The organism is Sphingobium sp. GW456-12-10-14-TSB1 (assembly GCF_059424385.1).
Genome location: NZ_JBWKZI010000001.1, coordinates 995,953 through 1,009,949, shown reverse-complemented (window position 1 = coordinate 1,009,949; position 13,997 = coordinate 995,953). Strand labels below are relative to the sequence as shown.

The following is a 13,997-nucleotide window of genomic DNA, read 5'->3' as shown; positions in this document are numbered from 1 at the left end:
CGAATGCCCCCCATCGTGGGCGGCAGGCCCCCCTCATGCCGCGCCGGTGGCGGCCGCGCTGACCACCTTCGAGGGCCAGGCCGTCTTCCGGATACTCTCGCCCGGATCCAGCGCATTCCGCGCGGGAGACGTGTTCCGGTTCCGGCGCGGTTCACGCGGCACGCGGGCGAGGCAGCCATGAAAGTGCGCTGTCTCCTCCTGCTGGCGGCGACCGCCACTCTACCAATGTCGGCCTCGGCGCAGACAGTCGAGGATCGCGCCCGCGCCGCCGCCGAGGCCTCGCGCGCGAAGACGTCCGACAGCGATGCGATCCAGGAGAACTATCTGACGCCGGGCCTTGCCGGGCAGCCGATCACGACCGTCGACAACAGCAAGACGTTCAACCCGAATATCGCGTGCCAGAAGACGGCGACGCTGCTCGAACTGCTCGCGCAGCCTGCCGGAACGGGGGACATCGGGACGCTCCGCATTTCGCGCGACAAGGATCTCGACGGCAGCGTCGACCAGACATTGACCTTGCCCGTGCCGGTGTCCGGCATCTGCGCCAACGGCATTGTTTCCTGCCAGCCCGGCACCTGGAACCAGTGCAAGACGTTCAAATGGGATGTCGCCTCGAGCGGCGACCTCAAGCTCACCGAGGTCGGGTTGACCGATCTCGCCGGCTGCTACTGCATCAACAACAGCTGCGGCGCGAACCTGGTCTGGGGCAATATGGCCTCGGTGCTGAAGGACCTGGGTGGCGGGGTGATCGGCGCGCTCACCACCGCCGATCCGCGCGTCGGCGTCGCGCAGGCCGCGATCGACGGCCCGGTGATCCGCTATACCGGCGCGCAAAGCACCGCCTGCACGCCCAATCCGTCGCTGCCCCAGACCGCCTATCGCGCCAATCCGACCGCGATCCAGGGTGACGCCTCTGCGGCGTCGACTTCGAGCAGCATCTTCCAGGCGCTCAAGGCCTCGCCCGCTGGCGTCGGCAAGGCGGATCAGGTGAGGCTCTGCACGATCGAGCGGGAAGTGACGCTGGCGCCGGCGATCTATGACGACATCATCAGCGTTTCCGGACAAGTCCAGTCGGTCACGAGCTGCGGAACCGACTGCCGGCGCTACCGGATTGGCGGCAACGGCAATTGCTCGGCCGCACCGCCCATATTCACGGCGACGTTCCAGGTTCTGAGGCCAGACGGCCTCGTCTCTGCCCGCATCGTCCGGCAAGACGCCAATGACTGGCTGCAATCACGCGTCAACGGCGAGGTCGTCGGCTATGCCGGCAAGCGGCCGTGGCTGGGCGACGCCCTGCCTTCGGGCGACTGCAACGTCGATGCCGAAACGGTCAACCTGACGCCGATCGATCTCACCGAACGGTTCCGCGCTGGAACGGCGGCGCTCGGCGTGCGCGTGCGCGGCGGCGGTGACGGCCGTTGGGGCTGGGTCGATATCGAGGTCCGGGTCGATGCGAGCTGCGGTGTCTCCGAACGCCTCGTCGATCTCTGCTCGGGCTATGCCGCCGATTCCGCCTGCCGCCTCGATGGCGAGACCGTCGACGGCGTGCAGACCGTCAGGAACGGCGTCGGCACCGGCCTCACGCCGCTACCGCAAACGCGCCTGTTCGGCAATGGGATCTGCACGATCCGGCTGACCCGCGATTTCTTCAAGCGCGAGCGCCGCTACAAATGCGCCGTCGATCTCGGCTCGCCGACGCCGCCCGATCTCAGCCGCGGCGCCTATATCATCGACCATTCGACCGAGGCGCTGCTCGCCGACCGGGTGAAGACCGCCGATGACGGCTATACGACGTCGTCGCGTCCCTTCGCGCTACCCGATCGCGGTACGGTCCCGGCCTGCGAGCCGGTCTGCAAGACACGCGCGCCCAAGGCTAATGACGGCGTGGCATTGGATGGCGTCGTCAGCTCCAAACAGAACGCGCCCACGGGTTGGGACACATTCTACTACGCTTGCAAGACCGGCAGCGCGGGCGGTGACATCTGCCCCGCCGGTCCGGGCGAAGAGATCGTCTCGGCCTGCGGCTGTCTCGACGATTTTCCCGAAGCAGTCGTGATGATGCAGACTGTCCGTCTCGGCGGCGCCGATCTCGTCTGCACCGGAGAAGTGCGATGATCTGGCGTCCTCTCCTCTGGCCGACGCAGGTTGCCCTGATCGCGCTCGCCATCTGCGGGTTTCTACTCGCCGGTCAGTTCGCTCCGGCGCAGGCGCAGCAACCTGTCTGCGCGGTCGACCTCGACGGCAATGGCGATGCCGGCGATCCCGGCGAGGTCGTGAGCTGCTCGGCCATGGCCGACGACGCCTGGCTTTGCCCGACCCAGCAGACGATGTGCGTCGCCGATGCGCAGGGCGCCTATAGCTGCCCGCTCGGATCGCAACATCAATGCCTGACCCCCGTGGGCGGCGGCACGCCGATGTGCTCGCCCAATGCCTGCACCGGCAGCGACGGGACGGGAATCGAGGACGATCCCGTTGTCGATGATCCGGGCGCGCCCGCTGACGGTGCGGTCGATGCCGAAGGCCATTGCCTCGGCAACATCGAGATCTTTGCAGGCCGGGCGACCCGCTGCCGACCCGCTGGTCTCAGAACCACCTTTTCGAACTGCTGCAAGGACAGAGGCAAGATCGTCAAGGACGGCATGGGCGGATCGATCTCGTCGATCGGCACCAAGATCGCGGTCGCCAAGGGCGTGTTCACCGGCATGAAGGCCGCCTATGGCGCGTTCAAGGCCGGCGCGACCGCGGGCCAGGCCGCGACGTCGGGCGCGAACGCCATCATCGCGGGCATCGATCCGACGTCGATCGCGATCAGCCTGGCGATCAACTTCATGATGGATTTCCTGCTCTCGGGCTGTGACCAGCAGGACATGGAAGTCGGCATGCTCCGGGGTTCGGGCATGTGTCATGAAGTGGGGACTTATTGCAGCTCTAGGATTCTCGGCATCTGCGTGCAGAAGTCGAAGGGCCATTGCTGCTTCAACACCAAACTTGGTCGCATCATCCAGGAACAGGGCCGGCCCCAACTCAAGAGCTTCAACCGCGTCGGATGGGGCACGCCCAAGAATCCCTACTGCCGCGGCTTCACGCCGGAGGAATTCCAGGCTCTGGATTTCTCCAAAATGGACCTTTCCGAATATTATTCCGAGATCGAGGCCCGCGCCCAGGCCGACATCCAGATCGACATGAAGGACAAGATCGATGCCTATATGCAGGTTATCGGCCAATAGCGCGCGCCCTCTGGCCATCGTGATGGCGATGCTGATTTCCGCCTCCGCGCTCGCGCAGGACACGCCGCGCCCGGACAATGCGCGCGATCGCGCCGCAGCCGAAGGCGATGCCGCGCTTGACCGGCTCGAACGCGCCACGGCGGCGCGTAAGCAGGAAGCGCAAACGCGCGGTCCGACCGCGCTACCCACGCCATCGGAAGAAACCCGCCGCCGCGCCTTCGATGGCTTGCGCAAGCGCGCACCATCGCCCGCCATGGATGCACGCGCTCGGGCGGCGCTCGACAAGGGCAAGGATGCCATGGCCGCCGAGCGCGAAGCGATGGCGCGGCGTTTGGGTCACGCGCTCGGGCTCGAGGCGCCCGACATGGAAGCGGTCTTCGGCGTCGCCGCGCCGCCGAGCGCCAAAGGCTGGGTGCCGGTCCTGTTCGTCTCGTCGTCCATGCCGGTAACGACGCTGCGGACCTATGCCGCACAACTCGAGAAGGCGCGCGGCATCCTCGCCTTTCGCGGCATGCCGGGCGGCCTCACCAGGGTCGCCCCGATGGCGAAGCTCTCGGCCGAGATATTGCGGCATGATCCCGGCTGCGAAGGTCCGGCCTGTGCGATGCGTGACGTGCAGCTGATCGTCGATCCGCTGATCTTCCGCCAGCATGGCGTCGCCCGTGTTCCCGCGCTGGCCATGGTCCCGGGCGATCCGGCGCTGCCTTACTGCGAACGCGAGGACGAGAGCCCGCGCGCCGTCCATGTCGTCTACGGCGACGCGGCGCTCTCCGGACTTCTCGAAGAATATGGCCGTCTCGGCGGCAAGCAGGAGGTGCGCGATGCTGAAGCTCGCCTTCGCTGCTGCTAAATCGGCCTGGGTGGGACTCAAGGCTCTGCCGCTGAAAGCGGCGGTGGCGCTCGGCAGTTCCGGGCTCGGCCAGCCACCGCGCCCCAGGCAGCTCTGGAAAGCGTTCGGGATCGTGCTGCCGATCGGGCTGCTGACCTGGTGGGCGATCCCGCAGGCGACGATCGTGATGAGCCCGTCGATCGATGCATGGGCAGTCCGCAATGCGCCGGGGCCGATCGGGCGCGGCGATTTCGTGTCGTTCACGCTGTCGCACCCGCTCGCCGGCCCCAAGCCCGTCCAGGTGACCAAGATGGCGCTGTGCCTGCCCGGTGATCGCATCGACTGGATCGAGAAGCCCTCGCCGATGCATCCGGGCGAATGGGATGGCTGGTATTATTGCAACGAGACCCTGCTCGCAGTGAGCAAGCCTTTCGGCCATAACGGTCAGCGTCTCGAGCACTGGCGGCCGATGATCAGGACCATTCCGGCGGGCATGGTCTATGTCGGCTCGAGCCATGCGAGCGGGTTCGACAGCCGCTATTACGGCCCGGTCGCGATCGCGCGGCTCCGGCGCATGGAAAAGCTGCTGTGAGCCGGGTCCGCCTTGCCCTCGCCGCGGCGCTGCTGCTGGCCCCGTCGTCCGCGCTGGCCCAGGGGTCGGGCGATGGCCGCACCGGCTATTGGTGGTATCAGCCGCCGCCGAAGCCGGCAGAGGGGGAGCCCGATCCTGACGCGCTGGTGAAGCCGGCCATCCCGCCGATGGCGGAGCTCGCCACCTGGACGCCGCCGAAGATCAGGAAGCTGATCGAGCAGCAACGCGACTACGCCGCGACGGTGCTGACGGTCGATGCGGTCGCGGATTTCTGGCGCTTGCAGGATTTCGCGAGGCGCAAGGCGCGCGCCTTCGCGGGAGTCACCCAGATCGCCATGCTCCAGAATCCCGAACTCAGCGCGAAGTCCGCCAATCCGATGGTCGGCGAGGCCCGCGACCAGCTTTCCGCGCAAAAGGATCAGGTCCGCCGCCAGTATCTGCGCGGCCGCGCCAATGAGTTCGCGCTGGTCATGTTTTCACGCTCGACCTGCGGCTATTGCCGCGTCCAGTGGCCGATCGTCCAGCGCTTCCAGGAGGAGATGGGCTGGCAGGTCACCCTGATGGACATCGACCGCAGGCCCGAGCTGGCCCAGCGTTTCGGGGTCGAGATCACGCCGACGACGATGGTCATTCGCCGAAACAGCCAGCAACGCATGGTGATCGCGAGCGGGGTCGAGGCTTATCCCACTCTCATTCAGACGGCCTATCAGGCGGTGCGGCTGCTCGCGGGCGATATCCGGCCCGAACAGTTCCTGACCGGGGCCGGCGAAGAGGACGGCTTTTTCGATGCCCTCTCGGCCGGGCCGGTGTCCGCCACCGATCCCCGCGCGCTCGGCGGCGATCTGGTCGGCGCGAGCCTGGAGCCGCAGCGGTGAAGCGGCTCGTGGCCTCGGCGCTGGCCGGCCTGCTCGTGGGCGCTGTCCCGGCGTCGGCGCAGGCTCCGACCCGCGAACAGGCGATGCGCGCGGCGATCCATCCCGTCGCGACCGAAGCCGAGATGCGCGGATGGCTCGCCCGCGTGCCGGTGACGCGCGACTGGCCACCCGATTTCGCGGGAACCATGAAAGGCCAGGGACCGGCCTTCATCGTCGAGATGAGCACGGCACCGGGCTGCATTCCCTGCGCGGACCTGTGGACCAGGCTCGGTGCGCTCGGACAACGCTATGGCTGGAAGGTCCGCACGATCGGATCGCAGGAAGCGATGCTGCGATCCGGACGGCTCGGCTTGCCCTGGGTCGGCCATCCCGTCGCGTGGGTGCGCCCGGTGTCGGACGCCAACCGCATCATTCCGGTCGCCATCGGCACCGATCACGAACCGAACCTCGCACGCAATCTCTATCTCGCCGCCAAGATGCTGACCGGTGTGAAACCGTCGGTCGGCGTGCGCGGCATGTCCAAATTCACCGGGATCGTGGGCGTAGCCTCACCTCCCTCATCCAACCGGGCGAGGAACTGACATGGGGAGCCGGATCCTCGCCCCCTCCCACGAAGGTTGCTTGTCATGGCTACCCTGCGCCGCCGCCTGACCCTGCTCGCGCTGCCTCTCCTCACCACCCTCGCCACAACCTCTCCCGCTTCCGCGCAAAGCTGGGCGGAGTCATGGTTCGACAATGTGACCTACACGTCGCCGGGCAGCTTCGAGGATCAGACCCGCGGCTACATCACCGCGGGCGGCATGTCGGGCCGGGTCGACGTTCACAACGACTATCTGATGAGCGTGACGCTGCCGAAGATCAGGGCGGGCTGCGGCGGTATCGACATGTTCCTTGGCGGCATGTCGTTCCTCGATCCCGACTATCTCGTGCAAAAGCTTGAAAGCATCCTGCAGGCCGCGCCGGCGGTCGCCTTCCAGTATCTGCTCGAAACGCTCGATGAGAAGATGGGCAACATCATCTCGAAGATGGAAGCCGCCACCAACTTCCTGAACTCGATCCAGGTCAACGACTGCCGCCTCGCCAACCGCATGGTCCAGATCGCCAAGGGCGACGACAATATGAGCGGCATCATCGAGGAGATGACCGGCTACAAGTCAGTCCGTGAAGGCTTCTCGAAAAGCTATCAGCAGAGCCGCGAGAAGATTCAGGCCAACCAGGGCAACCCGACCGAGGACTTGAAGGACGCGCTCGAGAACTGCCCTGCCGAAGTGACCGAGATCTTCAAGACCGGCTCGCTGCTGGCCCATGCCGCGGCGCGGGTCGGCGCGTCTGAATGGGCGGGAGTCATGCGTGCCCGCGTTGGCGACGTCTATATGCGCTGGGACGCTATGGACCGCGTGCCGTTGTTCAGCGCGATTCCATCGTGTCCGCGCCAGGATACCGAAAGCGTCGACGATTTCCTGACAGGCCGGGTCCAGACCCGGGCCATCGCCGTGCCGCCCACATCGGCAGACTGCTCGGTCGATGGCAGCGGCAAGGGCGCGCTGATCCTCGCGCGCGGCCGGATGGAGTCGATCGCGGTGAAGATCCGGACGCGCGCGGCGTTGACGCCCGAGGAGCGCCAGTTCGTCGCCAATGTCCGCACCCTGCCGATCTACCGCCTGCTGGAATGGGGCGTGCGGCAGGGCATGGTCGACAGCGTGATCGGCGATACCGATGAGCTGGTCGCACTGACGCTCGCCTATCAGATGCTCAACGATCTGACGCGCAGCATCGATTTCGCCGTGTCCAACGCCGAGCGCGGCGCGAGCGCGGCGGGCGCAAGCGACGCGGGCAATGCCAAGGTCTGCCAGACTCGTATCCTCTCCAAGGGGATCGAGCAGCTCGGGGGCCTTCGAGACGAAGTGCTGCGCCAGCGCGCGCAGATGCGTCAGTCCTATATGGCCGCGCTCAACCAGGCGAACCTCTCGGCGAACTATGCCGGCGTCGTTCGCCAGCGCGACCGTGATGCGCGCGACGCCGCCGGCGCCGCCGCTAACCGCAACCGCTGAGCGAGGGCCGCGCCATGATCCGTATCCTTCGCGCCCTGTCGGTCCTGATCGCTCTCTTCGCGGCGACGCCCGCGCTCGCGATCGACACCAGCTTCCATACCTATGACGGCTTTGCGGAGACCGTGGACGCCTTCCGCCTGGTGTCGATGATCTTCGGCGATCCGCGCTACGAGACGCTGGTGCTGATCGTTGCGGTGGTCGGCATCGGTCTCGGCGTGCTGCTCGCCAGCATCCGTGGCTCGGGCATGGGGTTGGTCGGGTTCGGTTTCCAGATGCTGATCGGCGTCGGCCTGTTCGTCGGCATGGTCGCGACCACGGGCACCGTCCATGTCTATGACCGCGTCCGCAACGCCTATCAGCCGGTGGGCGATGTACCCAATCTCATCGTGCTCGTGGCGGGCGTCACCAACATGATGGAGCGCGCGCTCGCCGAGGTGATCGACGACAATACGACCGATCCCCACGCCAAGCTCGAGTTCGGCGCGGGCGGCCACACGTTCGATCTCTTCCTCAATGCGGCATCCCCGCGCGGCCCGATGACCGACACCTTCCTCGATGCGACGATCAAGGATTATGTGCGTCAATGCTATCCGGTGGCACGTGTCTCGCCCGCCTACGGCGTTGACGACGACATGCTGTTCCGAACCGCGACCGATCTGCCCGCGGCCTTCGCAGGCATGGCGGGACCGGCAACCTTCAGCACGGTGTTCACCTCCACCGACAAGGGCGGCACGACGGTGAGCTGCACCGAAGCCTGGGAGCATATCTCGACCCGGCTTTCCGAGCCCGCGCTGTTCGACAATTATGTCGCGCAGGTCTGCACGCGCACCGGATACGACATCGCCAATGCCACCCAGCTTCAGCGCTGCCGCGCCAATATCGGCGAACTCGGCCAGATGATGATGGATGCTCCCCAGTCGCTCCAGCAGTTCCTGACGAACGTGATGCTCGGCAGCACCGTCGGCGACGTGCTGTTCGAGGACAGTCCGGCAACCGCCGCGCGCGTCATGGCCAATCGCGCGGTGGTTTCATCCGGCCTCGCCACCATGTCGACGGCCAATGAATGGATGCCCACGATCCGGGCCACGGTCTTCGGAATCATGCTGTTCATGATGCCGATCGCGCTGCTGTTCATCCTGACCCCGATCAACCTGCGCGTGGCCTCCTTCGCGCTCGGCCTGTTCGTGTTCGTCGCGCTATGGGGCGTGATCGATGCCGGGATCTATCAGCTCACGCTCGGCCGGGCGACCGATGTGCTGGCCGAGATGCGCGCGAACAATGTCGCGGCCAACGCCTGGATGCTCGCGCCATCGTCCGCGATGAAGGCGCTCGCCATCTTCGGCAGCTTCCGCACGGCTGCGGCGGGGCTTGCCGGCGCCTTCGTGTTCACGGTGTTCCGCTTCTCGGGCAATGTGTTCACCTCGTTCACCAGCGGAGCCCTCGGTGTCCAGGGCCAGGGCACCGCGGCCGCCGCGCCGCTCGCGACCAGTGAGGGCTATGCCGGTGCGCTCGAGGCGCAAGCCACGGCGGCCGGCACCATGGCGCGGCGCGGTGCCGCGTCGAACTTCGGGGACTTCGGGGAGCGCTCGACCTTCGGGGCCAATCGCGCGTTCGGCGCCGCAAGCCGCGTGCTCGCTGAGCATGGCGGCGGAGCGAACGGCACGGCCGCCTTCGGCATGGGCAAGCTCGACGCCGCACGCGAGCTCGGCGGGCTCTCGCCTGCCCTCACTGGACGCAGCCTGACCGATCCCGAGACCGTTCGTGCCGTGCGCGACAATGCAGCGACGACAGCAATCCACAACTTCGCAGAGAAGGATGCGCTGCGCACGCTCGGCACGGGCTATTTCGGGCAAGGCCAGGCGGGCGAAAGCGCGTTCGCCGCCTTTACGCAACGGATGGTCCAGTGGAAGGCGTTCGGCGATACGCGCGCCTACGACATGATGATGTCCGGCGCGCAGCGGCACTTCGAGCGGAACGGCTATGACCAGAAGGACGCGGCGCTGAAGGCCTCGACGGTGATCGCGCAGGCGTCGGCCGATCCGACCTTCGCCAAGCTCATCGCCAACACCTTCGATCAGGAGCAGATGCTGAGGAACGACCTAACCGCCGCCCAGGTCCAGGTCGGGGCGATGGAAGGCCGGCGCGATTTCGCGGGCGACAATGTGGCGCGGATCGAGCGCGGCAATGTCGCGACCGAACAGGCCCATCGCACCGGCAGCAATGAGGGCCAGCGCAATGCCGCATCGATGCTCGGCCTCGGCGTGCAGGAAACCTCGCGCCGCATCGCCTTCATCAATGCGCTCTCGGGCGAAGCCCGCTCCTCCGCCATCACCCAACTCTCGCGCTCAACGGGGCGCAACGAGGCGCAGGTCATGCGCGCGCTCGAAACCTATAATGCCGCCGTGCAGGTCGGCACCGCCGACGGCGCTACCGCCGAGGCGGCGCGCGAGGGGACCAGCGTCTATGGGCGCACGCGCGAGGCGGCTGGCTACGATTTCGCCGAGCGGTCGGGCAAACTCGATGCGCAGCGCGAGGTCGGCCACGATGGCACGCGGTCGGCCGCTCGGATCGGCGAACAGCGACGGCAAGCCGACAATGCCGGGTTCGCAGAGGGCGCGGCGGCCGCGGGCATGTCGGTCCGGCAGGCGGCGCGGCTCGACAGCTTCATCCGCACCTTGAGCCAGGGCGCTGGTAATCAGGTCGATATGGCCGAAGGCGGCGCGGCCGGGATCGCCGATCGCGCGCGCAACGAGCGCCTGACCCGCATTGTCGACAATGAGCGCCTGACCCGCATGCAGCAACTGCTGGGCGAGCATGGCGTGCAGATGTCCAAGCGCCAGATCGCCATGGCGCAAAATGGTGACCTGAGCCTCAATCTGACGCCGGAGACCGCAGCGCAGATGTGGCGCGGTGGTCTGATCAACGAGAGCCAGCTCGGTGCGATCGCCAATGGCGGGCGTGCGCGATTTTCGTTCGCCGACAACGATGTGCTGGTATCGAGCTCGGTCGGGTTCCAACAGTCGGCGCGCAACGACACCAGTACGCGTTTCGAGGCGGGCAAACAGGCCGGGCCCGACACGATCGAGCATTTCCTGAGCAGCGGCGAACAGGGCCAGGCCATGATGCAGAACTGGCTGCGCGGCGGGTTCGAGATGGACCGGCACGGCAACTGGCGGCTCAATCCGCAGGTAGCAGATACGCTCACCAGGGACGTCCAGGCGATCATCGCGCAGACCGGATGGCAGCGGGGGCTGTCGCGCTCGGCGCAGGATCAGGTCACGATTGGTACGTCTGTCGGTGCTCATGTCGGAGGGAGTATCGACTCTCAGGAATCCGAAGCTATTGGCGGCCGCGGACAACCGGCCGGCAAGGGACAGCAATCGAGCCAAACGCCGACCACCCAGAAGGGCCGTTCCACCTCGGGACGTGTCGGCGGAAGTCTGGGGTTCGAGAGCCGTGATGTTGGCATTTCAACGGAGAATGCTCAGTCGAGCCTGGATATCGTGAACTACGACGTTCGAGAGGCAATTGCTGCCGCCGAACGTGCCGCGGCCCGGTCCAGCGATCCGGCTGCAACCTTCTCCCGCGAACTGTCAGATCGCATCCTTGGCCCGGATGGCATGCGTAACCGCTACCTTCAGGACGCGGATTCCGGGCGCGCGACATTCGACGTTACTGGCCCTCTCACATCGGTTGAACAGAACGCGGTTCTGAAGGGCGGGAGATTCTCCACGGACATCGAGGGCAGCCCGGGCGATGGCGACAGCAGCTTCAAAAAACGCTGATACGAGCGCCATTGTTAGGGCTTATCGGATTGCCGATGTATAGCGCCCCGGAGCGCGGATCGTGGATATCGCTGCCGGCTCGGATATCTTCCATAGCGCGATCATGCTCTTCCCACAGACGGGCAATTCTAGCCCGCGCCTCATCGGATATAGGATCGCCCTCGCCCTGCGGCGCAAATGCCGTCAGCCAATCCTGCGCGTAACCGACACCCAGCGCCAGGAGCGCAGTCATCGGGAAGAAAAGCACATTGAGAAAACCGGCAGGCGCGCTGTCGTAGAAGGCCTCCAGCGGCGCGATCTTCGTGGACGCCGCCATGCCGATCCACCAGACCGGGATCGTGGCCCACCACGCCTTTGCATACCACGGACGCCACAGCCAATCGGCTAGCCTCAGCCGCGGCGCTGCAGGATCGGTTGGGGGCATGTCGGCTGCGGTATTCATCGATAGTTCCTCGCAGCCGACTATAGCAGAGATCTTGTCATTGTTCCATCATTCATAGCCGGTTTCGTGCGGCAAATCGCACTGGAACACTGGTTTGACCCCGCTGATTCTGTTCTCTGCAAGCCGATCTGGAGCGCGCCTCAGCCTTCGGGTTCCGATGTGGATATGGTCGCGCGAGTGACCCCGGTGTGGAGCTCACGTCGAAGACAAACGACATTGCACGGCGCATCGCGCCCTGAACGCCTAGAACTGGCCTGCAGCTCTCAATTCACGTTCGAGTGTCGCAAAGGGCAATATGAGCGTCAGCGGTTTGTCGTGCAGCGGAATAGCGCCGTAGCCGGCATACCAGTCCGCGGCGCGCTCGTTTTTGGCGTCGATGATCAGCATAACCCCGCCGACCTCGGTCGCGACGCGAATGCATCTGCGCCCGATCGCGCCCAGGAGCTGACCCCCGAGCCCTTGCCCCTGCACACGCAGATCCGTTGCTAGCCGCGCGAGCCGGAAGCCCGGCACCTCATGCCTGGCGAGTCCTCGCCTCGCCAGTTCTGGCGTATCCGCATGATCCATGCTGCCCGGAGCGATGCTGTAAAAGCCGAGAACCGTCTTGCTGTCGGTGTCGTCGATGGCGAGGAACGTCTTCGCCCCGCCTGCCTCGTGGCTTTGCCGCGCATAACGCTGCAAGTAGACGTTCAGATCATTGTCGCCGCAGTCGAATGAAGTCCGGTCATGCGCTTTCGAAATCGCTTCCTCGTGCCATGAAGGAAGCGTCATGCCAACTTCGGCATCGCGGCGATGGCAGCGCGCAGTTTCGCATTCACCGGCGGCGGGTTCTCGAGCAGATCAAGAACGAGCAGGCTGTCTCTCTCGCTCAGTTTCGTCCGCTCCGACTCTTCGATCACGTTCTCGGCCTCGCGCAGCGCCGAACGTGTGACAAAGGTCGTGAGATCGGTATGCTTGAGCGCAGCCGCCCGGGCAAGCAAAGCCTTTTGCTCCGGCCGAATCCGCAGGCTCATGCGTCTGTTGTCTTCCACTACTGCTCGCGGCATTGTGTGCCTCCACTCGTACAGCTTCAATTGGTACACCCTTCCGCTGCCGTTCGTCAAGCAGTGTACGCTTTGAAAGAGCACCGGGGCGCTTGGGGGCGTTAACGCGCTTCCCCACTCACCACCTTTCCGATTCTACTCCACCGCCTCAACCAACCTCCACCCTTCCGCGCTGCTCGCCGCAAAATGGTCCAAGCCGTATCTGGCGCATCGTCCGCTCCCGCAACGCGATGTGAGCTATCCACGCTCCGGCTTGTCGTCGGCGCTCTCGGGCACCTTGCTATCCCTGTCCTGGCCATCACGGATGACCTGAGCATCGATGATCGCGCGCGCGACCAGCTCCGAGCGCCTGAAGACGCCGTAGCGTTGCTTCGCTCTCGTTATGAAATACCGAACCGTGGTTTGGGCGATCCCGAGGATCTGGCCGATCTCCCAATCGGTCTTGCCGAGCGCGATCAGCGCCGTGCATTCTGCCTCGCGGCGCGTAAGCCGGGGAACATTGCGGTCGTGCATGGCGTGATGGAGATAGAGGCCCGCCCTGAACGCGAAGCCGGCGATGATCTGGAGCGTGGTCATCAGCGATGGCGTGATCTCGATCGGTTCCGGGCGGGCGAAGGTGCATGACGCGTAGGACTCGCTCGGGATGTGTAGCGGCACGGTGACGCCGTGAACGATCCCGTAGCGCCCCGCTTCCTTGAAAAGGGCATGCTGGTGATCGGCAAGCTCGACGACGTTGCTGATCTCCTCCCAGCCGAACGGCCGATCGAGAAGCTGGCTCACTTCATAGACCGGGTCGATAACATAATAGTGGTTTGCGATGTAGGATTGGACGAACTTCGCCGGATAGTTGGTGACCACCATCGAGCACTCGACCAGCCGCGGCAGACCGCCGTGTTGGACCAGCGCGATATAGGGAAAGCCCATTTGCCTGGCGGCATCAGCCAGTCCGTCGCGCAGTGCCTCGGTCGACGATGCCATGTTGAGACGGGATAGCGCTTCAAGCAGGCGGGGTCCGACATACACGGGTTTCTCCTCCTCGCCGGCGCAGATCTTCGTCCAGTCGCAGGCTTCCGCTCCGACCAGACTAGGCGGAAACTTCTCGAAGAAGGGACGCATCTGCGGTTGTCTTAGCGTCTTGCGGACGACAACTTTT

General features: G+C 65.6%; 12 protein-coding genes. 8 read left to right on the top strand and 4 right to left on the bottom strand.

The window, feature by feature from the left end; all coding sequences use genetic code 11:
• Positions 1–177 precede the first annotated feature (177 nt).
• From AC07X9_RS04905 to AC07X9_RS04870, 8 genes are read left to right on the top strand one after another with little or no spacing between them, the layout of a single operon-like run.
• Entirely contained in the window at positions 178–2,115 is a 1,938-nt protein-coding gene (locus AC07X9_RS04905) for a hypothetical protein (protein WP_086485617.1), read from the top strand.
• Complete coding sequence (traN, locus tag AC07X9_RS04900; RefSeq protein WP_086485616.1) at positions 2,112–3,227, top strand: conjugal transfer protein TraN; 1,116 nt, start codon at positions 2,112–2,114, stop codon at positions 3,225–3,227. Before AC07X9_RS04905 ends, traN begins: the two co-directional genes overlap by 4 nt.
• Before the next feature lie 22 nt (positions 3,228–3,249).
• The gene (locus tag AC07X9_RS04895; RefSeq protein WP_286866159.1) at positions 3,250–4,077 is read left to right on the top strand and encodes a type-F conjugative transfer system pilin assembly protein TrbC; all 828 of its coding nucleotides are present in this window, start codon (positions 3,250–3,252) and stop codon (positions 4,075–4,077) included.
• Positions 4,049–4,648 carry a S26 family signal peptidase gene (locus AC07X9_RS04890; RefSeq protein ID WP_086485614.1) on the top strand — a complete coding sequence of 200 codons (600 nt, stop codon included), beginning with the start codon at positions 4,049–4,051 and terminating at the stop codon, positions 4,646–4,648. The genes AC07X9_RS04895 and AC07X9_RS04890 overlap by 29 nt, the downstream gene beginning before the upstream one ends.
• Positions 4,645–5,523 (top strand): conjugal transfer protein TraF, encoded by an 879-nt coding sequence (locus tag AC07X9_RS04885; RefSeq protein ID WP_140159567.1) that lies wholly within the window; start codon positions 4,645–4,647, stop codon positions 5,521–5,523. The genes AC07X9_RS04890 and AC07X9_RS04885 overlap by 4 nt, the downstream gene beginning before the upstream one ends.
• On the top strand, positions 5,520–6,104 hold the full coding sequence (locus AC07X9_RS04880; protein WP_086485613.1) for a thioredoxin domain-containing protein: 585 nt from the start codon (positions 5,520–5,522) through the stop codon (positions 6,102–6,104). The genes AC07X9_RS04885 and AC07X9_RS04880 overlap by 4 nt, the downstream gene beginning before the upstream one ends.
• 45 nt (positions 6,105–6,149) lie before the next feature.
• Positions 6,150–7,574 carry a conjugal transfer protein TraH gene (locus AC07X9_RS04875; protein WP_086485612.1) on the top strand — a complete coding sequence of 475 codons (1,425 nt, stop codon included), beginning with the start codon at positions 6,150–6,152 and terminating at the stop codon, positions 7,572–7,574.
• 14 nt (positions 7,575–7,588) lie between these two features.
• Positions 7,589–11,359, top strand: coding sequence for a conjugal transfer protein TraG N-terminal domain-containing protein (locus tag AC07X9_RS04870; protein ID WP_086485611.1), 3,771 nt, complete (start codon positions 7,589–7,591; stop codon positions 11,357–11,359).
• On the opposite strand, the gene AC07X9_RS04865 is transcribed toward AC07X9_RS04870, so the two are convergent.
• The 4 genes from AC07X9_RS04865 to AC07X9_RS04850 all read right to left on the bottom strand — a co-directional run bounded on the left by AC07X9_RS04865 (position 11,346) and on the right by AC07X9_RS04850 (position 13,960).
• Complete coding sequence (locus tag AC07X9_RS04865; RefSeq protein ID WP_048577673.1) at positions 11,346–11,801, bottom strand: hypothetical protein; 456 nt, start codon at positions 11,799–11,801, stop codon at positions 11,346–11,348. The genes AC07X9_RS04870 and AC07X9_RS04865 overlap by 14 nt on opposite strands.
• A gap of 243 nt (positions 11,802–12,044) precedes the next feature.
• On the bottom strand, positions 12,045–12,572 hold the full coding sequence (locus AC07X9_RS04860) for a hypothetical protein (RefSeq protein WP_048577672.1): 528 nt from the start codon (positions 12,570–12,572) through the stop codon (positions 12,045–12,047).
• Positions 12,569–12,814, bottom strand: a complete 246-nt coding sequence (locus tag AC07X9_RS04855; protein WP_237449632.1) for a type II toxin-antitoxin system TacA family antitoxin — start codon at positions 12,812–12,814, stop codon at positions 12,569–12,571. The genes AC07X9_RS04860 and AC07X9_RS04855 overlap by 4 nt, the downstream gene beginning before the upstream one ends.
• A gap of 267 nt (positions 12,815–13,081) precedes the next feature.
• On the bottom strand, positions 13,082–13,960 hold the full coding sequence (locus tag AC07X9_RS04850; RefSeq protein WP_202408155.1) for a LuxR family transcriptional regulator: 879 nt from the start codon (positions 13,958–13,960) through the stop codon (positions 13,082–13,084).
• Positions 13,961–13,997 lie beyond the last annotated feature (37 nt).

Excerpts from the sequence above, each read along its gene's own strand:
- traN (WP_086485616.1), top strand. The coding sequence starts at position 2,112 with ATGATCTGGCGTCCTCTCCTCTGGCCGACGCAGGTTGCCCTGATCGCG.
- AC07X9_RS04860 (WP_048577672.1), bottom strand. The coding sequence starts at position 12,572 with ATGACGCTTCCTTCATGGCACGAGGAAGCGATTTCGAAAGCGCATGAC.
- AC07X9_RS04890 (WP_086485614.1), top strand. The coding sequence starts at position 4,049 with ATGCTGAAGCTCGCCTTCGCTGCTGCTAAATCGGCCTGGGTGGGACTC.
- AC07X9_RS04855 (WP_237449632.1), bottom strand. The coding sequence starts at position 12,814 with ATGAGCCTGCGGATTCGGCCGGAGCAAAAGGCTTTGCTTGCCCGGGCG.
- AC07X9_RS04875 (WP_086485612.1), top strand. The coding sequence starts at position 6,150 with ATGGCTACCCTGCGCCGCCGCCTGACCCTGCTCGCGCTGCCTCTCCTC.
- AC07X9_RS04905 (WP_086485617.1), top strand. The coding sequence starts at position 178 with ATGAAAGTGCGCTGTCTCCTCCTGCTGGCGGCGACCGCCACTCTACCA.
- AC07X9_RS04850 (WP_202408155.1), bottom strand. The coding sequence starts at position 13,960 with ATGCGTCCCTTCTTCGAGAAGTTTCCGCCTAGTCTGGTCGGAGCGGAA.
- AC07X9_RS04870 (WP_086485611.1), top strand. The coding sequence starts at position 7,589 with ATGATCCGTATCCTTCGCGCCCTGTCGGTCCTGATCGCTCTCTTCGCG.
- AC07X9_RS04865 (WP_048577673.1), bottom strand. The coding sequence starts at position 11,801 with ATGAATACCGCAGCCGACATGCCCCCAACCGATCCTGCAGCGCCGCGG.
- AC07X9_RS04895 (WP_286866159.1), top strand. The coding sequence starts at position 3,250 with ATGGCGATGCTGATTTCCGCCTCCGCGCTCGCGCAGGACACGCCGCGC.